Consider the following 24,008-nt stretch of genomic DNA (forward strand, 5'->3'; position numbering starts at 1 on the left):
GGCCGCCGCCGCGCCGCCGCGCTCAGCGCTGGGCGATGGTGTGGATCAGGTCGGCGAGTTCGTGCGGCTTGGACCACATCGGCCAGTGGCCGGTGGGCAGGTCGACGTATTCGGCGTCGATGCGGGCCAGCTCCGCGAACATCGGCATCTGGCCCTCGTCGCGCAGCTTCCGCACCACCTCGGCGGTGAAGGTATTGCAGATCACCGTGGTCGGGATCTGCCGGCCCGCGGGCTGGTCGCCGAGCCGTAGCGGCGCCGCGGCCACCGCGGCCGGTTCGGAGACCGCGCGGGCACGGAACGTCGCCAGGGCCGCCTCGTCCAGGCCGGCGAGGTTGTCGCCGTCGGCGGTCAGTTCGCCCCACTCCGGCAGCGGATATTCGCGAGCGGCGAGGTCGAGTTCGGAGTTGAGCACGAAACCGTTGGGCAGCGGCGCGCTGTCGACGTAGATCGCCCGGGAGAACCGCTCCGGTGCCAGATCGCAGGCCAGATAGGCGGCCGCGCCCCCACCGGAATGCGCGACGAGCACCGCGGTCCGGTCCGCGGCGGCCTCGACGATGGCCTCGGCCTGGCGCTCGAGGGTGGCGTCGAGCCGGTCCTCGTCGTGCGGGTCGAGGCCGGGCAGGGTCAGGGCATGTACCTCGTCACCGTGGCGGCGCAGATCGTCCGCGACCTCGTCCCACGCCCATGCGCCCAACCAGAAACCGGGAACCAGAAGTATCCGTGCCATCTCAAGAGCATCCCATGCCGGGCCGACAGGACCGTGCGCGGTTCCGGATAGCCCGCTGAAATGTGGTGTGCGACACGGTATCTCAGAATTCGAGGCATCGGCGCGGCTGGTGGCGTCTGGCATTCGCGGCAGCCGGCGCAGCGGGGCGGGGGAATTTGCCGGAATTCTGCCCTAAAAGTGAAACATGCGTGTGTAGGATCGGCGCGACCGCGTGTCCCAGAGGGTTGGGGGCGCGGCGCTGGACAGCCGGCGCGGCCGGTGAGAACGAAAGGAATTCCCGCCATGGAAGGCGTCGACATCGGGGCCCTGATCACCCAGATCCTCGGATTTCTGAGCAGCGGCTCGTCCCTCAACTACACACCGGGCACGCCTGCCTGAGCGCGGATCCACCGAAAGGAACACCCACCATGAACTCAGGAAGCGCGGGCCTCGGCGACATCTTCACCGCCATCGCCAACATGCTCAGCACCGGCTCGGCCATCTCGGTAACGCCCGGGATGTGATCGACGAACGAAGGCCGGGTCCCGCGGGACCCGGCCTTCGTGGTGTTCGGTGCGACGACGCTCGGTCAGTACACCGGACCGGTGTACTTCTCGCCCGGCCCCTTGCCCGGCTCGTCCGGATGCGCCGACGATTCCCGGAACGCCTTCTGCAACGACTGCAGGCCCTCGCGGATCGGCCCCGCGTGCGGGCCCAGATACTCCACCGATGCCGTCACCAGACCGGCCAGCGCGGTGATCAGCCGCCGGGCCTCGTCCAGATCGCGGCGGCTGCTGGTCTCCGGGTCCTCATCGGCCAGCCCCAGCTTCTCCGCCGCCGAGCTCATCAGCATCACCGCCGCCCGGCTGATCACCTCCACCGCGGGGATATCGGCCAGTTCACGCACAGAGCTGTCGGGCTGTTCAGTCATGGCTATCAGGCTAGAACCCGCGCTCGGCGCGCGTTCACCCCGCCGCCCGCGTCAGCCGCAGCTGCCCGATCTCGGCGATGTTCTTCATGAGCTCCGCATTCACCCATGCAGCCAGGTGGGCTACCGTGAGCCCCGCCTGCGCGGGCCACGGGTACGCCACCGGCGCGTCGAGGTCGGCCTCGCCGAGCGCGCCCAGCCCCGCCACCCATTCGTCGCGCAGCTGCCGGATCCGTTCCACCGCGCCCGCACCGGTCCCCGCCCAGTGCACGCTCTCACGGGTGCGCAACGGCCGCCCGCTCAGTTGATCGAGGGCGGTACTCCACCACCAGTCGATATGCCAGCTCAGCCATGCGATGGTCGGGACGGGAATCGGATCGGGCTCGGTATCGGCCCAATCGGGACGCCAGTGACCGTCGGTGTCCTGGCGCACCGTCCAGCAGAGCGGGCCGGGCTCGGCCAGGAAATCGTCTTCGGCCAGGGCGGCGAGGTGATAGTCGGCAACAGCCCAGGTCAGCTCGAATTGCCAGGTCAACAGGTCGCGATGAGAATCGGGCACCGAAGGACCGTGGCACGCGGCCCGCATACGGGCAACCGGTTTTCGCCCGTAGGGGTGGGCTCGTCGACCCGATTGGGTTCCTGGCGGCGCAGCTGCTAAGCTGTTCTGCGACGACCGCCCTGGGTGGTTCGTGCGTGGAGCCGGGAACGGCGCACGCACGACGACGCCGGGGCAGATAAGTGGAGCCCGACTCCCACCGTTGCCGACGAGTATTCGTACGGACAACGGTCCGGTCGCCCGCCCTACGCGGCGGGTTCCCGCATCGCTGTCGATGCGGGATCGCAGGTGTGATCACCTGCGATGATCGGTCGACCTCGGGCCTCGTAGCGGGAAATACCGCGACGGGGCCTTTGTGTTGAACAAGGGGTTGCAGTTATTGCCTGCGGTCGTCCGACGACACCGCTTGACCTAGGAGGCCCCATCAGCACTGAGACCCGCATCAACGATCGCATCCGCGTTCCCGAAGTCCGCCTCATCGGACCCGGCGGTGAACAGGTTGGGATCGTGCGTGTTGAAGATGCACTACGCGTCGCTCTCGAAGCCGACCTCGACCTGGTCGAGGTGGCCCCGGATGCCAGACCGCCGGTCTGCAAGATCATGGACTACGGCAAGTTCAAGTACGAGACCGCGCAGAAAGCGCGCGAGTCCCGGAAGAACCAGGTCCAGACCGTCATCAAGGAGCAGAAGCTCCGCCCCAAGATCGACGACCACGACTACGAGACCAAGAAGCGCAACGTGGTTCGCTTCCTCGAGGCCGGGTCCAAGGTCAAGGTCACGATCATGTTCCGGGGTCGTGAACAGTCCAGGCCCGAGCTCGGTTTCCGGTTGCTGCAGCGGCTGGCCTCCGACGTCGCGGAGTTGGGTTTCGTCGAGACCTCGGCCAAGCAGGACGGCCGGAACATGACCATGGTCCTCGCGCCGCACAAGGGCGCGAAGACGCGCGCCAAGGCGCAGCAGGACTCGGCCGCCCGCCCGCAGCCGAGCGCCGCGGGGCAAGCGGAGCAGGCCGAGCAGGCCGGCCCGCAGTAATACCGATCAGAACGTCGGCGGTCCATGCGCGACCGCGGGCACGAGACAGATTGAGGAATCCATGCCGAAGATGAAGAGCCACAGCGGCGCCTCGAAGCGATTCAAGGTGTCCGGCAAGGGCAAGCTGCTGCGTCAGCAGGCGAACCGTCGCCACTTGCTCGAGCACAAGCCCACGCGCCGTACTCGTCGTCTGGACGGCAAGGAGGTCGTCGCGTCCGCCGACGTCGCTCGCGTGAAGAAGCTGCTCGGTATCTGATACCGCCGCACAGGCACGCTCGCGCGTTCCGATCACGGACGCCGACCAATCCGACAACACCCGGGCGCCCGCTCGCGCCCCCCGATCGAACAGGACTGACCAGTGGCACGCGTCAAAAGGGCCGTCAACGCTCAGAAGAAGCGCCGTTCCATCCTCGAGGCCTCCAAGGGCTACCGCGGCCAGCGCTCGCGGCTGTACCGCAAGGCCAAGGAACAGCAGCTGCACTCGCTCACCTACGCCTACCGGGACCGCCGGGCGCGCAAGGGTGACTTCCGCAAGCTGTGGATCGCCCGCATCAACGCCGCCGCGCGGCTCAACGACATCACCTACAACCGCTTCATCCAGGGCCTGAAGGCCGCCGGTGTCGAGGTCGACCGCAAGAACCTCGCCGAGCTGGCCGTCTCCGACGCCGAAGCCTTCGCCGGCCTGGTCGCCATCGCCAAGGCCGCGCTGCCGCAGGACGTCAACGCCCCGGCCGCCTGAGCCGGGTGCCGTGACTCGCGGACATCTTCCGGAACGACCCGTGGACGCGCTCCCCGAGCGCAACCCACGGGTCGTTCTGTGCTGTCGGATCCCGGCGGGCGACCGTGACCGCTGACGCGATCGACGTGCGCAATCCGCGCATCGTGTCGGCGGTCAAGCTTCATCGCGCGCCGCAGCGGCGCAAGACCGGCCTGTTCCTGGCCGAAGGCGCCAATTCGGTGACCGCGGCCCTGGCGACCGGACGGGTACGGGAGCTGTTCTATTCGGCGGCCGCCGCCACTCGTGAGCACGAGCTCGTCGCCGGCGCCGCCGCCCAGGGGGTGCGGACCACGCTGGTGAGCGATCGCGCCGCGCAGGCGCTGGGGGAGACCGTGACGCCGCCGGGGCTGGTGGCCGTGTGCGAGACGCTCGATGTCGAACCGGGGGCGATCCTGGCCGCGGAGCCGCGCATCCTGGCGGTGCCGGTGGAGATGGCCGACCCGGGTAACGCGGGCACGCTGATTCGTGTGGTCGACGCGGTCGGCGGCGACGGGGTGATCCTGGCCGGTGATTCCGTGGACCCGCACAACGGCAAATGCGTGCGCGCCGCGGCCGGCAGCCTGTTCCACGTGCCGATCGCCCGCGGCCGGAACATCGACGCGACGTTGGACGAGATCTCCGCCGCCGGCATCCTCGTGCTGGCCACCGCGGCCGACGGCGAAGTCGAACTCGACGACGCCGACGAACTGTTCACCGGAGCTGTCGTCTGGCTGTTCGGCAACGAGGCACATGGTCTGGATCCGTCCGTCGCCGCCCGCGCCGACCATCGGGTGCGCATCCCCATCCGCGGGCGAGCCGAAAGCCTCAACCTGGCCACAGCCGCATCGATCTGCCTGTACGCGAACTCGCGAGTGCGTTTCCGCCACACGTGAGAGGGTCCGGATTCGGGCGCCCGCCAACGATATCAGTCCGCGCGGCGGCGGCAGGCCGGGTCGATCTCAGTCGCCGGACTTCCCCAGATCCTCCAGAATTTCCGCCGCCCACGGCGCGGGTATCGCGTTCGGTCCTGCCACCTGCATCGATGTCATCACCGTCAGGAGCATGCCGGTGGACATGAACCGGCGGACCTCGGTGGCCGATGCGCCGGTCAGCTCACGGGCCAGGTCGTAGATCTGTCCGAAGCGGGCGCGGGTCTGCTCGCCGATGACCGGATCCGCGCTGGCGGCGAAGCCGTGCAGGAGCAGTTGGAGCAGCTCGCGTTCGGCGAGAAAGGTGCTGTAGCCGTGGCCAAGGGTCGCTGCGGTCGGGTTCGGATCGGTCGCCGCGGCCTCGCGGAACACCGTCTGGATCCGGTCGCAGACCCGGTTCAACGCGGCGAGGAACAGCTCCTGTTTGGTGCCGAACAATCGGATCACATAGGGCTGGGAGACCCCCGCGCGACGGGCGATGTCATCGGTTTTCGTTGCCGCGTAACCGGTTTCGGCGAACGCCTGAATCGCCGCGGCCAGCACCTGCTCGCCGCGCTCGGCCGCGCTCATCCGGGTCTTGGTCGTCAATGGTGCTCCTGATCGTCTCGGTGCGGCCACCCATTGACATGTTATCAGTCGATGCATACTCTTTGGACGTTAGTTATCAGTCGATTACAACAAGGGCTGGACATGACCGAGATACTCACCACCGCGCCTGGCGCGCCGCCCCCCGCCGGCCTCCGCGAGCAGGGCAGCCGCCCATTGGCCGCGGTGCTCGCCGCGGTCGGTATTCCGACCTTCATGGTCACGCTGGACAACCTCGTCGTCACCAATGCGCTACCGGTGATCCGGGCCGAACTCGGCGCCTCCCTGGCCGACCTACAGTGGTTCGTCAACGCCTACACGCTGGCGTTCGCGTCGCTGCTGCTCACCGCCTCCGCGGTCGGTGACCGGCTCGGGCGCAGGCGCATCTTCCTTGCCGGCATCGCGGTGTTCACCCTCGCGTCCGCGGCCTGCGCCGTGGCCACCGAACCCTGGCAGCTGATCGCCGCCCGCGCCGTGCAGGGGTTCGGGGCGGCCGCGGTGATGCCGCTGTCGTTGACGCTGCTGTCGGCGGCGGTGCCGGAAAAGATGCGCAGCGCCGCGATCGGCATTTGGGGCGGTATCACCGGTCTCGGCGTGGCGCTGGGCCCGGTGGTGGGCGGTGCTGTCGTCGACGGGCTGAGCTGGCAGTGGATCTTCTGGATCAACGTCCCGATCGGCGTGCTGGCGTTGCCGTTCGCGGCCAGGATCCTGGACGAATCGCGCGGCGGTGCGCGCCGCCTCGATCCGCTCGGGCTGGTGCTGGCCTCGGCCGGCGTGCTCGCGGTGGTGTGGGGCGTGATCCACGGCGCAGAGGACGGCTGGACCTCGTTCGGCGTGCTCAGCGCCTTGATCGCCGGCGCGATCCTGCTGACCTGCTTGATCGCCTGGGAGTTGCGGGTACCGGAGCCGATGCTTCCATTGCGGCTGTTCCGTTCGCGGGCCTTCCGGGTGAGCAATGCCACCGGCTTCACCTTCTCGGTCGGTGTCTTCGGGTCGATCTTCCTGCTGGCCCAGTATTTCCAGGTGGTGCAGGGGCTCGACCCGCTGGCCGCGGGCATCCGCACCCTGCCGTGGACGATGGCCCCGATGGTGGTCGCGCCGATCGCCGGGCTGATCGTCGACCGGGTCGGCGCGCGCCAACTGCTGGCCGCCGGGCAGGCCTCGCTGGCGGTAGCGCTGGCCTGGATGGCCACCGTCATCAGCGTCGACGCGAGCTACAGCGCCTTCGTCGGGCCGTTCCTGCTCGGCGGCCTCGGCATGGGCCTGACCTTCGCCCCCGGCGCCACCGTGGTGATGGCCGCCGCCGACCCGGAGGACCGCGCGATCGCCTCGGGGACGAACAACACCGTGCGCGAGGTCGGCGTCGCGATGGGCGTGGCGGTGCTGGCGTCGGTGTTCGCCTCCCATGGTTCCTACCTGGACCCGCAGAGCTACGTGGACGGCTTGGTTCCCGCGGTCTGGGTGGGCGCCGGGATCGTCGCGGTCGGCGCGTTCGTCGCGCTGCTGCTGCCCAGCCGGATCGAACCGGCGGGAGCCGCCGAAGCCCCCGCCCGGAAGGCCGGGACCCGCGACGCACAGTCGGCCGGCGCTCCGTTCCCTGCACCGGCCGAGAACGGCGAAGTACCGGCCGGCACCGCCTGACCGCCGAACCCGGCACGCCCGGTGGTCACGACGACCACCGGGCTGCCTGTGTCGGGCCGCCGCCCCGCCCACGCTGCCGAGTCGGCACGTCGACCAGCGCCAGGGCGGCGCTAGCACAACACCCCCGCCCGGCCCGAGGTAATCCGGATGAATTGCCCGATCCGCATCGCATACGATTCGACCAGCAGCAATGTGGGTAAGGAATGGTCCGCACCCGGAGAACCGATCCCCAGGGGAGAGACGAACGATCGTGGGCGACGACAACAGCGCAGTCGAGCAGAACGCCTCGCTGACCGAGGAGGCATTGGCCGCGGCCGCGGCGGCGGCCGAGAAGGCGTTCGCGGCGGCCGCCGACCTGGATGCGCTCGCGGTCGCCAAGACCGAGCACATCGGCGGCAAGTCGCCCATCGCGCTGGCCCAGCGTGCCCTCGGCACACTGCCCAAGACGGAGAAGGCCGACGCGGGCAAGCGCGTCAATGTGGCCCGCACCCGGGTCTCGGAAGCTTTCGAGGCGCGGCGCGCGGCGCTGCTGGCCGAACGCGACGCCGCGGTGCTGGTCGCCGAGAGCATCGACGTCACCCTGCCCGCGCGCAGGCAGCCGGTCGGCGCACGACACCCGATCACCGTCATCTCCGAGCAGATCGCCGATGTGTTCGTCGCGATGGGCTGGGAGGTCGCCGAGGGCCCCGAGGTGGAGACCGAGCACTTCAACTTCGACGCGCTCAACTTCCTGCCCGACCATCCCGCCCGCACCATGCAGGACACCTTCCACATCGCGCCCGAGGGGTCGCGGCAGGTGCTGCGCACCCACACCTCGCCGGTGCAGGTGCGTTCGATGCTGGAACGTGAGCTGCCGATCTATGTCGTGTGCCCGGGCCGCACCTTCCGCACCGATGAGCTCGACGCCACCCACACCCCGGTCTTCTCGCAGGTCGAAGGCCTGGCCGTGGACAAGGGCCTGACCATGGCGCACCTGCGCGGCACGCTGGACGCGTTCGCCCGGGCCCTGTTCGGTCCCGAGACGCGGACCCGTATGCGCCCCAACTACTTCCCCTTCACCGAGCCCTCCGCCGAGGTCGACGTGTGGTTCCCGGACAAGAAGGGCGGCGCCGGCTGGGTCGAATGGGGCGGCTGCGGCATGGTCAACCCCAAGGTGCTCATCGCCAGCGGGATCGATCCCGAGGAATACAGCGGTTTCGCCTTCGGTATGGGCCTGGAGCGAACCCTGCAGTTCCGCAACGGCATTCCGGATATGCGCGACATCGTCGAGGGCGACGTGCGGTTCACGCTGCCCTTCGGTATCCGGTCCTGACCACCTTCGATCGAGAGAGCGAAACGTCAAGTGCGAGTAGCGCAGTCCTGGCTGACCGACATCATCGCGCGCACCGCCCCCGAGTGGTCGGTGACGCCCGAGGAACTCGACGCCGGATTCGTCCGCGTCGGCCTCGAGGTCGAAGAGGTCGACACCCTGCAGCGGGTCGGCGGTGAGATCGACAAGCCGCTGGTGGTCGGCCGCGTCCTGGAGATCACCGAGCTGACCGAGTTCAAGAAGCCGATCCGGTTCTGCAAGGTCGACGTCGGCAGGGTGGGTCCGGGCGCAGAAGTACAGCCGCAGGAAATCGTCTGCGGTGCCCGCAATTTCACGGTCGGCGATCTGGTGGTCGTGGTGCTGCCCGGCGGCGTGCTGCCCGGTGGTTTCGCCATCTCCTCGCGCAAGACCTACGGTCACATCTCCAACGGCATGATCTGCTCGGTCGCCGAGCTCGGTATCGGCAAGGACCATTCGGGCATCCTGGTGCTCGAGCCCGGCACCGCCGAACCCGGCGCCGACGCCAACGAGCTGCTCGGTCTCGACGACACCGTCATCGAACTGAACATCACCCCCGACCGCGGCTACTGCTTCTCGGTGCGCGGCCTGGCGCGTGAGCTGGCCTGCGGCTTCGATCTGGAGTACGCCGATCCGGCGGTGCGCACGCTGCCCGACGACGAGGCCGACGCCTGGCCGGTGCGGCTGGAACCGGAGTCGAAGTGCACCCGGTTCGCGGTGCGCCGGGTCACCGGGATCGATCCGAACGCGGTGAGCCCATGGTGGTTGCAGCGGCGGCTGCTGCTGTCGGGAGTGCGGCCGATCTCGCCGGCGGTCGACGTCACCAACTACGTGATGCTCGAACTGGGCCAGCCGCTGCACGCCTTCGACGCCGCAAAGCTGACCGGTGGCCTGGTGGTGCGGCCCGCGCACGCGGGGGAGACCCTGCGCACCCTCGACGACACCGAGCGCACCCTCGACGCCGAGGACGTGGTGATCGCCGACGATTCCGGCGTCATCTCGCTGGCCGGTGTGATGGGCGGCGCCAGCACCGAGGTGTCGGCGGAGTCCACCGATATCGTGCTCGAGGCCGCGACCTGGAATCCGCTGCTGGTCTATCGCACCGCGCGCAGGCACAAGCTGGTCTCGGAGGCGAGCAAGCGCTACGAGCGGGTGGTCGATCCGGAGATCAACGTCGCCGCCCTCGACCGCGCCGCCACGCTGCTGGCCGAAATCGCCGGCGGCACCATCGAATCCGCGCTCACCGACATCCGGGTACCAGTGCCGGCGACCGAGCCGATCCACATGGACATCGACCTCGCCGACCGGGTGGCAGGGGTGACCTACCCGACCGGCACGTCCGCGCGACGGCTGGCGCAGATCGGCTGCACCGTCGAGGTCGACGTGCCCGAGACCGGTCACGGCCAGCTCGTGGTCACCCCGCCGAGCTGGCGCCCGGACCTGGCCCAGCCCGCCGACCTGGTGGAGGAGGTGCTGCGCCTGGAAGGTCTCGAGCAGATCCCGTCCGTGCTGCCGGCCGCCCCCGCGGGTCGTGGCCTGACCCCCACCCAGCGGCGGCGCCGCGCGGTGAGCCGCGCACTGGCCTTCGCCGGAGCCGTCGAGGTGCCGCCGCCGGTGTTCCTGCCCGCCGGGGTGTTCGACACCTGGGGCCTGGACGCCGACGATCCGCGCCGCACCACCACCCGCGTGCTCAACCCGCTCGATGTCGAGCGGCCGGAACTGGCCACCACGCTGCTGCCCGGCCTGCTGGAGGTGGCCGGACGCAATATCTCGCGCGGCGCGAAGGACCTGGCCATCTATGGGATCGCGCAGGTCGTGCTGCCCGGACCGGACACCCGTCCGGTCGACCCCCTGCCCGTGGACCGGCGCCCGACCGAGGACGAGGTCGCCGAACTGCTGGCCTCGCTGCCCGACCAGCCGGTCCACGTCGCCGCGGTGCTGAGTGGACGCCGCGAACCGCGCGGTCCGTGGGGCGAGGGCCGCCCGGCCGAGGCCGCCGACGCCTTCGCGCTGGCCGATGCCGTCGCCGATGCCGCGGGTGTCGTCATCGAACGCCGGGCGGGGGCGTACCTGCCGTGGCATCCGGGTCGCTGCGCCGAACTGGTCGTCGACGGCGTGGTCGTCGGGCATGCCGGTGAGCTGCATCCGGCGGTGCTGGAACGGTCCGGATTGCCGCCGCGTACCTGTGCGTTCGAGGTGAACCTGGACGCGCTGCCGTTGCGCGAGGCACGTCCGGTGCCGGTGGTTTCGCCGTTCCCCGCAGTGCTGCAAGACGTTTCGGTGAGCGTGGAGAAGGCCGTGCCGGCCGCCCGGGTGGAGTCCGCGCTGCGCAGCGGTGGCGGCGAGCTGCTCGAGGACATCACGCTGTTCGATGTCTACGAGGGTGCGCAGGCCGGTGAGGGCCGCAAATCACTCACCTACGCGCTGCGTTTCCGGGCCCCGGATCGCACCCTGACCGAAGACGAGGCCAGCGCCGCGCGCGATGCGGCGGTGTCGGCGGCCTCGGCGGCGGTCGGCGCGGTACTGCGCGGATAGCGAAATCTTGTCCACGGCCCGGCCTGTCGTCGATCGGCAGCCGGGCCGTTGCGCTTCCCCCGGCTGAGCCCACGGTCGATCGCTGCGCTGCCGGCCCGCACCATCTCCGGTGTGGCCGGGTGAGACCAGATCGGTCCCGATGCGTGCGGCGTGCTGAGGACCGGCTGCGGATGCGGTAGGAACGAGAGCATGCGACACCCGGCAACACCTGTCCTCAACGCGCTGGCCTTCCAGCCGCAACCGCGGCGCATCGAGCAGACACCGGCGCGGCTCGGGCTGGACTACACGGAGCTGTCCATCCCCACCGCCGATGGCGAGACCGTGCACGGGTGGTGGATGCGTGCGCCGCGCTCGATCGGGCACGTGCTGTTCGCGCACGGCAACGGCGGCAATATCGGGGATCGGGTGCCGATGTACGCGCTGCTGGCCGAGGCCGGCTTCGATGTGCTGGCCTTCGACTACCGCGGGTACGGCCGCAGCACCGGGCGTCCGAGCGAACGCGGCACCGCCCTGGATGCCAGGGCCGCGCGCACCATCCTGCTCGATCAGCCGGGTGTCGACCCCGAGCGGGTGCTGTACCTCGGGGAATCGCTGGGCGGGGCAGTCGTGCTGGAGCTCGCGCTCGCCCATCCGCCCGCCGGGCTGATCCTGATGTCCACCTTCACCGGGCTGCGGGCGGCGGCACGGGCGGTGTACCCGTTCCTGCCCACCCCGCTCGTCCCGGATGCCTACCCGAGCCTGCGCCGCATCCGCGAACTGCGGGCGCCGCTGCTGATCATGCACGGCGACCGCGACGAACTGCTGCCGCTGCGGCATGCGCGGATGCTGTACGAGGCGGCTCCCGAACCGAAAGAGCTGGTCGTCTTCCCCGGCGCGGGCCACAACGACATCATCGCCCTGGCTGCCGGGCGCTGGATCGACACCATCGGGCGCTGGGCCCGCGCGGTGTGCCCGACCTGATCGGCCTGATTCGGCGCACGGCGCCCGGATCGTCCGGCGATCCGCGCCGGCCTGCGTAGCCTGTCGGTATGAGCGAGTTCACCGAGATCTCCGCGCGTCTGGCCGAGCTGTCCGATGCCGATCTGCTGGCCGTCATCCGTACCGCCACCGCGGGCCGGGTGGCGCTGGCGGCGGTGCATGCGGCCGCGGTGAACCTGCCCGCCGAAACCGGTCATATCCATCCGCATCCCGATGTGTCTCCGCCCACTGTGATCGACGAAGGCTATGGATCCGCTCCGGGTGCTCCGGTATCGGGCCAGGTCGGAGACGTTTCGGCGGTACCGCCGGTACCGGGTTCGGTGGGCGGTGCGGCCGGCGCCGGGTATTCCTCCGGCGGCGTACCTACTTTCGAGTCAGTTCGGGATAAAGTCGAGCAGCGCTACGGCACCGCGCAGGGGATGGGTGAACTCGATCGGCAGACCCCGGCGGGCCGCAGCGCCGACGAACAGTGGCAGGCGCGCGAAGAGGCCGCGCGTGAGCGCTTGGAGCAGATCCGGAAATCGTTGCGCGACAACGACGACGAGTAACCCATCCGAGGTCTGGCCGGCGCCGGACAACGAATGGGTGGACCAGATGACCGAGCCGCGCGATATCGCCGAACGGCTGCTCGATGCTCAGGTGGAATTCCTGCTGGCCGAGGTGAGCGGCGACCGATTCACCGAAGTCGTCGCCCGCGACGTGGCCGCGGTGCTCGAGGTCGCCGACACCATCGTCTTCCGCGACGTGGTGTCGATCGAGCAGGCCGAGGCCACCGTCGCCACCGTCATCGACCTCATCGGCGGCAGCCCGGTGATCGCCGATATGGTCGGCGTCTTCGCCGACGCCATCTACGACAACATCTCCGGCAGCCACGACTACACCCTCGGTCAGGTCGTCGAGCGGGAGCCGGTGGAGGCGCTGCTGGAGAAGATCTTCGCCATGCACCAGGCCCAGGAACGCATCCTGGACCGGCTGACCGAGAGTCCGCTGGTGGCCACCGTCGCCTCGAAGTTCGTCGACAAGCTGATCAACGACTTCATGCAGGCCAACCGGGAACGCGCCGAGAAGATCCCCGGCGTCTCCTCGCTGATGTCGCTGGGCCAGTCGGCGGCCAATCGGGCCAAGAAGGTCGCCGCCGACAACACCTTCATCGGCGATATGGCGGGCAAGGGCGCGCTGTTCGCGCTGCGCCGCACCAACAACGCGATTCGCGAGATGCTGCGCGATGCCCCGGTGCACGGCGCGGCGATGGAGTTCTGGGATCTGCACGCCGACGAACCGGTCAGCGGCCTTCGCGACTACCTCACCCAGAAGGACCTGCGCGAACTCGTGCTCATCTGCTACGAGATCGCGGTCACCACCCGGGAGAAGGAGTACTTCGGCCTGCTCGTCGACGAATGCGTGCAGGTTTTCTTCACCAAGTACGGCGACTACACCCTGGCCGCCATGCTCCCTGAACTCGGCCTGACCCCCGACGCCGTCACCACCGAGATTTTGCGGTACGGGCCTGCGGTGATCGAGGCCGCCAAGAAGAACGGCGTGCTCGCCGGGCTGATCCGGGAGCGGCTGGAACCGTTCTATCTGTCCGATCAGGTGCTGGAGATCCTGGGCGGCGCCGGGAGCTGATCGCCGGGCTCACTCCGACAGCTGCGTCGGGCAGGAGTCGATCGGGGCGGCGACGGTGACCGCACCGGAGCGGTCGAAGGTGAACGTCATCTCGACGTGCTTACCGGGCCGCACCGAATCGGCCGGATCCATCAGCATCACCCGGATCGGCTCGTCCGGCGCCGACGGCGGCCGCACCTGCTCGACCGGCTGGCCCGCGGTGAGCATGGTCTCCGGGCGCAGCGTCAGTTGCTGCTGGGTGGCCTGGATGCGCACCGATTCGGCGGCCGGGGTGTCGATGGAGACCAGGCGATCGGCGTCGGTCGGGCTGTTGTTCACCGCCGCGAACGCCAGCATCGCCGGTGCGTCGGCCTGGATGACGCATTGACCGGGCACCACCGCGGGCACGATATGGACATTGCGCAGGGTGATGTCGCCGGTGCGTGCCTCGCTGCCTGCGGCGTGCGAACTTGATTCTCCCGGTGCGTTGTCCGTGCCGCACCCCGCTGCTACGAGCAGGACTGCGAGGGCCGAAAAAGTTGCTGCGCGTCTCATACCGGCGGAATAACCGGATCGGCCGTGCTCAACCAGCCGCACGTCGCCCGGTGGCGGTCCGGTCGTTGCGGGCGGGATGGCCGGGCGGCACGGGCAGGCCGTGGCGCACCCGCGAGAACGCGTCCACACCGCCGGCGATCTGGCGGACGGTATCGCGCAGGGCCAGGCCGGCCCGGCGGCTCCGGGCTCGTGCGCTGCGCAGCGGCCTGGAGGATTGCGTGCATGGCGTGGAAGTGGACATGACTCGACGATCGCACCGCACGCCCGGCGTCGCGAGTTGCAGAATCGACACAAAGTGATGGGATTTTGCCACTATGAACGATGACGCCGCCACCCCACGCAGACCGTCCATCGCGGTCCCGCTCGTCGACGGCATGACGTTGTTCGAGATCGGCATGCCGCTGGAAGCTCTCGGCTACGACTGGGATCCGGGCGCGCCGCCGCTGTATGACGTGACGCTGTGCGGCGATATGCGCGGTGTCCGCACCCATACCGGGGCGCGCCTGCACCCGCAGCGGCCGCTGAGCGCGCTCTCGGCGGCCGCCACCGTGCTCGTTCCCGCCGTGCCGCCGGGCCGTTCGGTCGGTGCGCCACTGGTGCGGCAACTGCGCGCGGCCGCCCGGCGCGGCGCTCGCATCGCCGCACTGTGCACGGGGACCTTCGCTCTCGCCGAGGCCGGGTTGCTCGACGGCCGCCGGGCCACCACGCACTGGCGGCACGCGCCCTTGCTGCAGCGGATGTACCCGGCCGTCGAGGTCGACGCCCGTGCCATCTACCTCGAAGACGGTGGCATCTTCACCAGCGCGGGTTCGGCGGCGGGCCTGGACCTGTGCCTGCATTTGATCCGCCGCGACCACGGCGAGCGCGCCGCGAACACCATCGCGCGCAACCTCGTGATCGCCGCGCACCGCGACGGCGACCAAGCCCAGTACGTGCACGCCGAGCCGCTCGACGACGCCGCCACCTGGCTCGACCAGTTGCGTACCTGGCTGCGCGGACACCTGCGCCGCTCGGTCACCCTCGCCGATCTCAGCCGCGCCGCGAACATGTCACCGCGCACGCTCGCGCGCCGCTTCGATCGCGACATCGGCACCACCCCGATGCGCTGGGTCGCGGCCGAACGCCTCGCGGTGGCCAGGGAACTGCTCGAGGCCACCGATTACACGGTCGACCGGATCGCCGCGGAAGCCGGCTTCGGCTCACCGGTCACCTTCCGCTCGGTGTTCACCCAGGACGTCGGCATCTCCCCGAGCCGTTATCGGGCGAAGTTCGCGACCGGCGCTCGGCGCACCCGGACCTAGACCGCGCCGGGCACTCGGCGATACCCCGGTGCCTGCTCCGTGGTCGTTCAACGTCATCGGCGGCGCTCTCCGGGCGCGGGTAGTGCCGCGGTGTCCATGGCATCGGGGCGTGATCGTGATCCTGGAGGCTTCGCGCGTGGACCGTCGGCAGGGAAGGAGAACGGGGCAGCGGTGGATCGCCGCGCTGCCTGCGCGCCCGACCCGGTACCGCTGCTGCTGTGCGGACTCGAGTCTGTGCGAGGCAGCGGAACTCGATCGCGCACGCGCTCGCCGATGGGCGCGGGTGCGGGCGGTGAAGTGCACGGTGTGGGCAGACGGCACGGGGGCGAGCCGTGGTTGATCGATGTCACCGATCGGTGTGCCGAGGCCCTCGGATAGGCGCGGCCGTCAGCGGCTGATCACCTGCACCGACCTACCGTCGGCCACATAGGCGGTGTGCGAGGTGGTATCGACCGCGATGTCCTCGGCGCTGTGCCCGGCGACGAGGTCGATCGAACCGATCCGCGCTCGGGTCTGCGTATCGATCACTCGGACGTCGGTGTAGTTGGCGATATAGGCGGTGTGGCCGCTCGGATCGACGGCGATGTCGAGTGCGTTGCCCTCGGCGACGGGCGCGGCGAGCACCGCGCGGGTGCCGGGGTCGACGATCGACAGCGTCCGGCCGTCGGAGTCGTCGGCCCCGTATGCCGTCACATAGACGAGGTGCGTGGCCGGGTCGACCGCCACATCGAGCGGGTTCGGGTAGTCGTAGGTGGGGATGGCCAGGCTGCCGGTGATGCCGGCGGTCCTGGTGTCGATCATCGTCAGGTCCTTGTCCGCGACGACGTAGAGGGTGTCGGCGCCCGGATCGAGGGCTGCTTTCCGAGTCCCGCTGTCCACCGGGATCGTGCCGGTCACCGTGCGGGTGCTGGTATCGATGACCGACACGTCGGAGCCGCCGATGACGTAGACCGTCGGCGCATCGGGATCGACGATCACCGACACCGGGTCGAAGCCGACCGGGATCGAGGCGACGGCGGCGCGGGTACCGGTGTCGATCAGCGTCACGGTCCGTTCGTCCCGGTCGGTGACGTAGAGCGTGCCGCGGGCCGGATCGACTGCCACACCGCCGGGATTCGGACCGACGGGAATCGTCGCGACCACGGTGTTGGTTGCGGTGTCGATCACCGACACGGGTGTGCCCGCCCTCCCGGTGACGTAGGCCCTGCGGTTACTCGGATCGACGGCGATCTCTCGTGCCCCCGCGGGCATCGCGATGGTGTCGACGATCCTGGGCAGGCGAGTCTTATCGGTTCGCGACTCGGCCTGGGTGACGGCCACAGCCACACCTACGACCGCTACCACAGCGAGGACCGCCGCTCCCCAGATGAACTCGATACGGCCCTGGCTCGGCTGTCCGGTCCCGGAGACCGCCGCGTTCGATGGTGGCGCGGCGTTCCCGGTGCCGGCCAACCGCGGATCGGCCGTTGTGGGTGCACTGGGCAGACCGCCGGGACGCCTGGGCCGATTGTCGTCGGCGGCGGCAGCGGCTTCGGCGGAGCGAAGCGAGCGCGGTGTCACTTCGGTCACGGCCAACAGTGGTTCGACCGTTGTCGGTGCACCGGACAGACCGCCGGGACGCCCGGGCCGGCTGTCATCGGCGGCATCGGCTTCGGCGGAGCGAAGCGAGTGCGGTGCCACCTCGGTCACGGCCATGCGCGGGTCGGCGGCGGGATGCTGGGCCGAGGGCGCGGGCGTGCCCACCACGACGACCGAGCCGGCGATTTTGTCGGCGAGGGTCTGTGCCTTGGCATCCCACAGCGGGAACAGGAAGCCGAGATAGCAGGGCAGCGCGTCGACGATGTGCGCGAGCTGGCGGCCGATCGACCTGCCGACGCCGAGCGGTCGTCCGGTCTGCGCGGAGACGACCGAGATCCCTATGACCGTTTTGCCCCAGGTCTGGCCGGAACGGCCTTGCCGGAAACCGACATTCCAGATGAGATAGGCGATCAGCCCGGCGTAACAGAGCATCATCACCACGAGCCCGCCGCCGGACGACCCACCGGCCGAGTGGGCACCGCTCGAGGCCCGCGCGAGCCCGATCCCCAGACCCGCGAGCAGGCCGGCGGGCAGCCCGTCCAGCAGCGCCGCACCCGCTCGCTGCACCCAGCCGGCGTACGGCGCGCAGCTGCCATCGACGTGGATGCCGTTTGGTCCTCCCGTGGCCGCACGACCCGGCGCGCCGGCCGCGACACCGACGCCCATCAGCACGGCCAACGCCGCGAAAACCACCAGCAGTACCAGGGCTCGACTGATACCGAGCGCGGCTGCCACGTTCGCTGTGACATCAGCGCCCCAATCGCCGAGCGCCATCGGAAACGACGCGACGAACAGCACACACGCACACGCGATGACCGCGGAGCGCCGCCGCACGACCAGCGCGCGGACCGCGAGCGCCAGCACGAGCATCAATGCCAGCACAGGCAGCCAGAAGTCGGGAAAGCTGAGCGAATGCTGCTCGCCGTAGCTCGCCACGGCCGCGATCAGCCGGGCGATCGTCAGCCCGCAGACGACCATGAGACAGGTGAGAGCGAGACCGCCGATACTCTTGTCAGCCGCTGCGGCCGCGGGCGTCGCCTGCGAGGCGACGATGGTGGGCGCCGCCGATGCACCCGGTGCCGGCTCGCCGACGACCAGTCCGCCAGGGGTCCACCCGCCGGGCGTGGGTCCGCCCGGTGCCGATCCCATGGCCGACGCTGCGCTGACCGACGCCGCGCCGGGCGCCGAGCCACCTCGTGCTTGGCTGATCGCTGCCGATCCGATCCACGTCGGCGCTCGACGCGGATCTGCACTCACCGTTTCGCCCTGTTCCGGCGACCGCCACGTCGGCTCCGGCGCCGAGGACGACGACACCGAATCGAGCGCGCGGCGGGCGGCGGCCGCGAACTCACCGGCACTGGGATACCGCTGCTCCGGCAGCTTCGCCATCCCGCGCGCGATCACCTCGTCGAGGGCGGCGGGGATCCCGTGGCCCACCGAACTGGGCCTGGGTGGTTCGGCCGTGAGATGGGCGGCGATCTGTTCGGCCAGCACAGCTCCGGGGAAGGGCCGAGCGCCGGTGAGACATTCGTAGAGCACGCAGGCCAGCGAGTAGATGTCGGCGCGGGCGTCGGTCCGCTGTCCCGGGGTGAAGCGCTCCGGCGCCATGTAGGCGAAGGTGCCGAGGGTGGTGCCGATGCTCGTCATCGCGGTCGCGGAATCGTCGCGGGCGATGCCGAAATCGATCAGGTAGGCGAAATCGCGGTCGCCGAGCACGATATTGGACGGCTTGACGTCGCGGTGGACCAGTCCGGCGGCGTGTGCGGCGTCCAAGGCGGCGGCGACCTGGTCGATGACGTGTACCGCCCGTTCGGGCGGCAGCGGACCGTGCTGCGCCACAACGGTGCCCAGGTCCATGCCGTGGATCAGGCGCATGTCGAGGAACAGCCGACCGTCGATCTCGCCGTAGTCGTGGATCGGCACGATATGCGGTTCGCTCAACCGGGCCGCCGCGTGCGCTTCGCGCCGGAAACGTTCGCGGAATTCGCGATTGCCCGCCAAGGCCTCGGGCAGCACCTTCAGCGCCACCGTCCGCTCGGTCACCGTGTCGAAGGCTTCGTACACCCGCCCCATGCCGCCCTCGCCGATGATCCGGCCCAACCGGTACCGCCCGAATGCCGCCCCGTCTACCATGTCGCCCTCCCGGAAATCGCCGGGTCACCGTCAGGTGACCGGCCCGCCGCAGGATATCGAACGCCGGCGCGCGGTTCAGCGGAAGTGCGCCGCGCGCCGGCATTCGGTGCCGCGGCCGGCCCGCGGGGGATGCGACCCGACCGGCGAACTCGGGCGGATTCGGCCGCACCGCCCACCCGCTACCGTGGGGCCGATGGGAGAGCACAAACAACGCATGCTGGCCGGAGAGCTCTACCGGGACAACGACCCCGAACTGGTCGCCGAACGCCGCCGCGCGCAGGAACTCTGCGACGAGTTCAACCGCACCGGTCCCGAGGAGACCGAGCGCCGCGACGCGGTGCTGCGGCAGTTGCTCGGCAAGCTCGGCGCGGGTTCCTGGATCATGCCGCGTTTCCAATGCGATTACGGCTACCTCATCGAGATCGGCGCCAACAGCTTCCTCAATTACGACGCGATCCTGCTGGACTGCGCGCCCATCACCATCGGCGACGATGTCTCCATCGGGCCGCGCTGCCAGCTGCTGACGGCCCTGCATCCGATGGCCGACCACGAGCGGCGCAGGCAGCGGTGGGAGTCGGCGGCGCCCATCGTCATCGGCGACAACGTCTGGTTCGGCGGCGGGGTCATCGTCTGCCCCGGGGTCACCGTCGGCGACGACACCGTGGTCGGCGCGGGCAGTGTGGTCACCCGGGATCTGCCGGACCGGGTCTTCGCGGCGGGCAACCCCGCACGAATCATCCGGGAACTCTGAGGACCGCCATACGGGCGGCCGGACGGGCCACCGACGCACCGTCCCGTACCACCCGACCCGCCGCCGACCGAGCAGATGTTCGGCAATCTCCGGCAGTACTGTCGGAACATGACCGAACCGCGGATCGAGACCGAGCAGGACGCGACCCGGCCGCTGCGCGAGGACATCCGATTCCTCGGCGGCATACTCGGCGACACCATCCGGGATCACGAAGGGCCCGAGGTGTTCGACCTCATCGAACGGGTCCGCGTCGAGGCCTTCCGGGTGCGCCGGGAGGAGGTCGGGCGCAGCGCCGTCGCCGAGATGCTCGACGGGGTCGACATCGACGTGGCGTTACCGCTGATCCGGGCCTTCAGCTACTTCGTCCTGCTGGCCAATCTCGCCGAGGATCTGCAACGCGACCGCCGCCGTGCCGCGCATGAGGAGGCGGGGGAGCCGCCGCAGGATTCGTCGCTGGCGGCCACCTACCGCAAACTCGACGCCGCGGCCCTTCCGGTCGCCAAGGTCGCCGATCTGCTCACCGACGCGCTGGTCTCGCCGGTGATCACCGCGCACCCCACCGAGACCAGGCGCCGCACGGTGTTCGACGTGCAGAGCCGGATCACCGAACTGATGCGCAGGCGTCAGCACTATCCGGAACGCGATCGCGCCGGCCTCGAACTCGAGATCCGCCGTCAGGTTCTCGCCCTGTGGCGCACAGCGCTGATCCGGTTGGCGCGCTTGCGGATCCAGGACGAGATCGCGGTCGGGCTGCGCTACTACGAGCTCACCCTCTTCGATGTGATCCCGGCGATCAACGCCGAGGTCCGCGCCGCGCTGCGCTCGCGCTGGCCCGACGCCGAGCTGCTGCCGAGGCCGATCCTGCGTCCGGGTTCCTGGATCGGCGGCGACCGGGACGGCAACCCGTACGTCACCGCCGAGGTGGTGCGCACCGCGGCCGGGCAGGCGGCCGGCCTGGCGTTCGGCCGGTACCTGCGGGAACTGGTGGAGCTGGAGAAGACGCTGTCGCAGTCCGGGCGGCTGGTACAGGTGAGCGAGACGGTGTCGGAACTGGCCGCCGCAGGCTACGCCGACCCCTCGATCCACGCCGATGAGCCGTATCGCCGTGCGCTGCACCGTATCCGGGAGCGCCTGACCACCACAGCGGAGGCGGCGCTCGGCGTTCCGCTGCGCTCGACCGGCGTCGTCGCGCTCGGCGCGGGCGCCGGAATCGGGATCGGCCCGGTCCCCGGTGCGCTGCCCGGCGGCCCGGCTCCCGGCGCACCCGTCGCGGCGGCGCCCGACACGCCGACGGCACCCGCCTATCCCGGTCCGCAATCGCTGCTCGACGATCTCGACGCGATCGACGCCTCCCTGCGCGCCTCCGGCGACGGCCTGCTCGCCGACGACCGACTGGCCGCGTTGCGCCATGCCGTCGAAACTTTCGGCTTCCACCTGCAGGGCCTGGATATGCGGCAGAACTCGGAGGTGCACGAACAGGTCGTGGCCGAACTGCTGGCGTGGGCCGGGGTGCATCCGGATTATGCGAGTCTGCCGGAGCCGGAACGGGTGCGGATCCTGTCGGCGGAGCTGAGCACTCGCCGTCCGCTGCTCGGCCCGCACGCGCGGCTGAGCGAGCTCGCGGCCAAGGAGCTCGATATCGTGCGCGCCGCGGCCGACGTGGTCGCGACCTTCGGCGAGCCCGCCATCCCGAACTACATCATCAGCATGTGCACCTCGGTGAGCGACATGCTCGAGGCCGCGCTGCTGTTGAAGGAGGGCGGGCTGCTGGATCCGGGTGCGCCCGGCGGTTCGCCGAGTTGCGCGGCCGGGATCGTGCCGCTGTTCGAGACCATCGAGGATCTCGGCGCGGGCGCGGCGACCCTGGCCGCGGCGCTGGAGGTGCCGGTGTACCGGGATCTGGTGGCGGCCAAGGGGATGCGCCAGGAGGTGATGCTCGGCTACTCCGATTCCAACAAGGACGGCGGTTATCTGGCCGCGAACTGGGCGCTGTACCGGGCGGAACTGGATCTCGTGGAGGTCGCGCGCAAGACCGGGATCCGGTTGCGGCTGTTCCACGGCCGCGGCGGCACGGTCGGCCGCGGTGGCGGTCGCAGCTACGACGCCATCCTGGCCCAACCGGCCGGTGCGGTGCACGGGTCGCTGCGGCTCACCGAACAGGGCGAGGTGATCGCGGCCAAATACGCCGAATCCGGTTCCGCGCACCGGAATCTGGAGTCATTGATCGCCGGCACCCTGGAGTCGACACTGCTGGACGTGGAAGGTCTCGGCGCCGACGCCGAACCGTCCTACCAGCTGATGGACGAGCTGGCCGGGCGGGCGCGCGCCGCGTATGCCCGGCTGGTCCACGAGACACCCGGCTTCGTCGAGTACTTCCGCCAGTCCACCCCGGTCGCCGAGGTCGGTGACCTGAACATCGGCAGCAGGCCCGCCTCACGCAAGCCCACCAACTCGGTCGCCGATCTGCGGGCCATCCCGTGGGTGATGTCGTGGAGTCAGGCCCGGGTGATGCTGCCCGGTTGGTACGGCACCGGCACCGCGCTCGAGGACTGGGTGGGCGACGATCCGCAGCGGCTGGCCACCCTCGCCGATCTGTACCGGCGCTGGCCGTTCTTCCGTACCGTGCTGTCGAATCTGGCGCAGGTGATGGCCAAGAGCGATCTCGCCATCGCCGCCCGCTACGCCGAACTGGTCGAGGACCCGGCGCTGCGCGAGCAGATCTTCGGCATGATCAGCGCCGAGCACGCCCGTACCATCCGCATGCACGCCGCCATCACCGGCAACGATCACCTGCTCTCGGACAATCCGTCACTGGCCGAATCCATCCACAACCGCTTCCCCTACCTGGAACCGCTCAACCAGATGCAGGTGGAGCTGCTGCGGCGTTTGCGGGCAGGCGACGACTCGGAGCTGGTGAAGCGCGGGATCCTGCTCACCATGAACGGTCTGGCCACCGCGTTGCGCAACTCCGGGTAGCGACTGCGGCACAAACCGTTGCCGGGCAACGGGTCGCGTCCGGCGATCACCTTTCGGTATCGGGCGGGCCGATCAACGCGGCGAGCATCCGGCGCATCTGCGGTCCAGGATCCTCGTCGGCCCGCGGTGCGCCGAGGCGATGCATGATGACGCCTTCGAGATAGTCCACCACCGCGGTGGTGACCGAGGCGTCGGCCCCGAGGCCGCCGAGCATGGTGCCCGCCCACTCGGTGAGCCGCAGGTGCCCGCGCCGCAGCGACTCCAGTAGGGCGGGGGCGGTCTGCGCCTCCAGCAACAGTGCGTACCTGGCCAGGGTTCGGGTGTGGTCGGCGGTGACCGCGTGCACGACGAACCGCGTCAGGTCCGCGGCCAGGGCGTCGACCGAGTCCGGTGTCGGCGCAGCGGTCAGGGCGGCCCAGTCGGCGTAATCGCGCTGCTCGAGCCGTTCGGTGACGCCGATGAGCAGCGCTTCACGGGTGCGGAAGTAGTTCGAGGTGGTTCCGGTGGGCACCGCTGCCGCCTCGTCCACAGCGCGGTGGGTGAGGGCGCGCGGTCCACGGGTGCCGAGCACCTCGATCGCGGCATCGAGCACCAGCTCGCGCTTGCTCGCCGCTGAGCGGCCCGCGGGTGCGTTCGCCCTGCTCGGTGTGTTCCCGGACACCAGAGGTTTCTCTTCCACCCGATCCATACTACATTTGTAGTAACGATTACTACGGATGTAGTGGAGGGTTCGATGGCAGGGGCGACACACGACGGACGGCGCGCGATCATCGTCGGCGCCGGAATCGGTGGTCTGGCGACCGCCATCGCACTGGCCCGGCGCGGCTGGCAGGTGCAGATCCTCGAGCGCGCCGCCGAGATCGGTGAGGCCGGATCGGGTCTGACGGTGTGGGCCAACGGCCTGCGCGCTCTCGATGTGCTCGGCGTCGGCGCCCAGGTCCGCGCCCGGGCCATGGCCGACACCGACGCCGGTATCCGCGATCCGGGCGGGCGCTGGCTGACTCGTACCGACACCGACGAACTGGCCCGTCGGTTCGGTGAGGTCGTGATGATCCCGCGCACCGATCTGTTCGAGATCCTGCGCGGCGCGCTGCCACCGGATTCGGTGCGGCTCGGCTGCGCCGTGACCGGAGTC

General features: G+C 70.0%; 22 protein-coding genes. 14 read left to right on the forward strand and 8 right to left on the reverse strand.

Annotation, left to right across the window (positions count from 1 at the left end):
* Window positions 1-22: 22 nt before the first annotated feature.
* From RJ05_RS09730 to RJ05_RS09740, 3 genes are all read right to left on the reverse strand, one after another.
* A complete protein-coding gene (locus RJ05_RS09730; RefSeq protein WP_036535829.1) occupies window positions 23-727 on the reverse strand; it encodes an alpha/beta fold hydrolase in 705 nt (234 codons plus the stop codon).
* A 568-nt stretch (window positions 728-1,295) separates the two neighbouring features.
* Window positions 1,296-1,637: a DUF1844 domain-containing protein gene (locus RJ05_RS09735; protein WP_036535831.1), complete on the reverse strand. Its 342-nt coding sequence runs from the start codon at window positions 1,635-1,637 to the stop codon at window positions 1,296-1,298.
* Between the two features lie 34 nt (window positions 1,638-1,671).
* The gene (locus tag RJ05_RS09740) at window positions 1,672-2,220 is read right to left on the reverse strand and encodes a DinB family protein (RefSeq protein ID WP_051016390.1); all 549 of its coding nucleotides are present in this window, start codon (window positions 2,218-2,220) and stop codon (window positions 1,672-1,674) included.
* A 348-nt stretch (window positions 2,221-2,568) separates the two neighbouring features.
* On the opposite strand from RJ05_RS09740, the gene infC reads away from it, so the two are divergent.
* The 4 genes from infC to RJ05_RS09760 all read left to right on the forward strand — a co-directional run bounded on the left by infC (window position 2,569) and on the right by RJ05_RS09760 (window position 4,872).
* Window positions 2,569-3,222: a translation initiation factor IF-3 gene (gene infC / locus RJ05_RS09745; RefSeq protein ID WP_081505581.1), complete on the forward strand. Its 654-nt coding sequence runs from the start codon at window positions 2,569-2,571 to the stop codon at window positions 3,220-3,222.
* A 61-nt stretch (window positions 3,223-3,283) separates the two neighbouring features.
* Entirely contained in the window at window positions 3,284-3,478 is a 195-nt protein-coding gene (gene rpmI / locus RJ05_RS09750) for a 50S ribosomal protein L35 (RefSeq protein WP_036535836.1), read from the forward strand.
* A 102-nt stretch (window positions 3,479-3,580) separates the two neighbouring features.
* The gene (gene rplT / locus RJ05_RS09755; RefSeq protein ID WP_011208447.1) at window positions 3,581-3,961 is read left to right on the forward strand and encodes a 50S ribosomal protein L20; all 381 of its coding nucleotides are present in this window, start codon (window positions 3,581-3,583) and stop codon (window positions 3,959-3,961) included.
* A 104-nt stretch (window positions 3,962-4,065) separates the two neighbouring features.
* The gene (locus RJ05_RS09760) at window positions 4,066-4,872 is read left to right on the forward strand and encodes a TrmH family RNA methyltransferase (protein ID WP_036535841.1); all 807 of its coding nucleotides are present in this window, start codon (window positions 4,066-4,068) and stop codon (window positions 4,870-4,872) included.
* A gap of 66 nt (window positions 4,873-4,938) precedes the next feature.
* On the opposite strand, the gene RJ05_RS09765 is transcribed toward RJ05_RS09760, so the two are convergent.
* Window positions 4,939-5,496 carry a TetR/AcrR family transcriptional regulator gene (locus tag RJ05_RS09765; RefSeq protein WP_228789489.1) on the reverse strand — a complete coding sequence of 186 codons (558 nt, stop codon included), beginning with the start codon at window positions 5,494-5,496 and terminating at the stop codon, window positions 4,939-4,941.
* 102 nt (window positions 5,497-5,598) lie between these two features.
* On the opposite strand from RJ05_RS09765, the gene RJ05_RS09770 reads away from it, so the two are divergent.
* The 6 genes from RJ05_RS09770 to RJ05_RS09795 all read left to right on the forward strand — a co-directional run bounded on the left by RJ05_RS09770 (window position 5,599) and on the right by RJ05_RS09795 (window position 13,600).
* The gene (locus RJ05_RS09770) at window positions 5,599-7,134 is read left to right on the forward strand and encodes an MFS transporter (RefSeq protein WP_081597254.1); all 1,536 of its coding nucleotides are present in this window, start codon (window positions 5,599-5,601) and stop codon (window positions 7,132-7,134) included.
* A gap of 250 nt (window positions 7,135-7,384) precedes the next feature.
* Entirely contained in the window at window positions 7,385-8,446 is a 1,062-nt protein-coding gene (gene pheS / locus RJ05_RS09775; RefSeq protein WP_036535846.1) for a phenylalanine--tRNA ligase subunit alpha, read from the forward strand.
* Between the two features lie 30 nt (window positions 8,447-8,476).
* Window positions 8,477-10,996 (forward strand): phenylalanine--tRNA ligase subunit beta, encoded by a 2,520-nt coding sequence (gene pheT, locus RJ05_RS09780; RefSeq protein ID WP_036535848.1) that lies wholly within the window; start codon window positions 8,477-8,479, stop codon window positions 10,994-10,996.
* Window positions 10,997-11,185: 189 nt separating this feature from the next.
* Entirely contained in the window at window positions 11,186-11,956 is a 771-nt protein-coding gene (locus RJ05_RS09785) for an alpha/beta hydrolase (protein ID WP_036535851.1), read from the forward strand.
* Window positions 11,957-12,024: 68 nt separating this feature from the next.
* Complete coding sequence (locus RJ05_RS09790) at window positions 12,025-12,522, forward strand: hypothetical protein (protein ID WP_036535853.1); 498 nt, start codon at window positions 12,025-12,027, stop codon at window positions 12,520-12,522.
* Window positions 12,523-12,568: 46 nt separating this feature from the next.
* The gene (locus RJ05_RS09795; protein ID WP_036535856.1) at window positions 12,569-13,600 is read left to right on the forward strand and encodes a hypothetical protein; all 1,032 of its coding nucleotides are present in this window, start codon (window positions 12,569-12,571) and stop codon (window positions 13,598-13,600) included.
* Between the two features lie 9 nt (window positions 13,601-13,609).
* Here RJ05_RS09795 and RJ05_RS09800 read toward each other — a convergent pair whose 3' ends face one another.
* On the reverse strand, window positions 13,610-14,134 hold the full coding sequence (locus RJ05_RS09800) for a copper chaperone PCu(A)C (protein ID WP_138445740.1): 525 nt from the start codon (window positions 14,132-14,134) through the stop codon (window positions 13,610-13,612).
* A 28-nt stretch (window positions 14,135-14,162) separates the two neighbouring features.
* Entirely contained in the window at window positions 14,163-14,375 is a 213-nt protein-coding gene (locus RJ05_RS29865; protein WP_104359470.1) for a hypothetical protein, read from the reverse strand.
* A gap of 73 nt (window positions 14,376-14,448) precedes the next feature.
* Between RJ05_RS29865 and RJ05_RS09810 the strand changes: the two genes are divergently transcribed.
* Window positions 14,449-15,435: a GlxA family transcriptional regulator gene (locus RJ05_RS09810; protein ID WP_036535859.1), complete on the forward strand. Its 987-nt coding sequence runs from the start codon at window positions 14,449-14,451 to the stop codon at window positions 15,433-15,435.
* Window positions 15,436-15,822: 387 nt separating this feature from the next.
* Here the strand turns inward: RJ05_RS09810 and RJ05_RS32205 are convergent, their stop codons facing one another.
* Window positions 15,823-19,146: a protein kinase domain-containing protein gene (locus RJ05_RS32205; protein WP_085996189.1), complete on the reverse strand. Its 3,324-nt coding sequence runs from the start codon at window positions 19,144-19,146 to the stop codon at window positions 15,823-15,825.
* Window positions 19,147-19,339: 193 nt separating this feature from the next.
* Between RJ05_RS32205 and RJ05_RS09820 the strand changes: the two genes are divergently transcribed.
* The gene (locus RJ05_RS09820; protein WP_036535889.1) at window positions 19,340-19,897 is read left to right on the forward strand and encodes a sugar O-acetyltransferase; all 558 of its coding nucleotides are present in this window, start codon (window positions 19,340-19,342) and stop codon (window positions 19,895-19,897) included.
* 108 nt (window positions 19,898-20,005) lie between these two features.
* Entirely contained in the window at window positions 20,006-22,873 is a 2,868-nt protein-coding gene (gene ppc / locus RJ05_RS09825) for a phosphoenolpyruvate carboxylase (RefSeq protein ID WP_036535891.1), read from the forward strand.
* Window positions 22,874-22,919: 46 nt separating this feature from the next.
* Here the strand turns inward: ppc and RJ05_RS09830 are convergent, their stop codons facing one another.
* Window positions 22,920-23,552: a TetR/AcrR family transcriptional regulator gene (locus RJ05_RS09830; RefSeq protein WP_234012288.1), complete on the reverse strand. Its 633-nt coding sequence runs from the start codon at window positions 23,550-23,552 to the stop codon at window positions 22,920-22,922.
* Window positions 23,553-23,606: 54 nt separating this feature from the next.
* Between RJ05_RS09830 and RJ05_RS09835 the strand changes: the two genes are divergently transcribed.
* Window positions 23,607-24,008, forward strand: a 402-nt coding sequence (locus RJ05_RS09835; protein WP_156090815.1) for an FAD-dependent oxidoreductase, incomplete at its 3' end; no start/stop codon positions are given.

Origin of the sequence: Nocardia cyriacigeorgica NBRC 100375, assembly GCF_000308555.1 — a bacterium.
Lineage (GTDB): Bacteria > Actinomycetota > Actinomycetes > Mycobacteriales > Mycobacteriaceae > Nocardia > Nocardia cyriacigeorgica.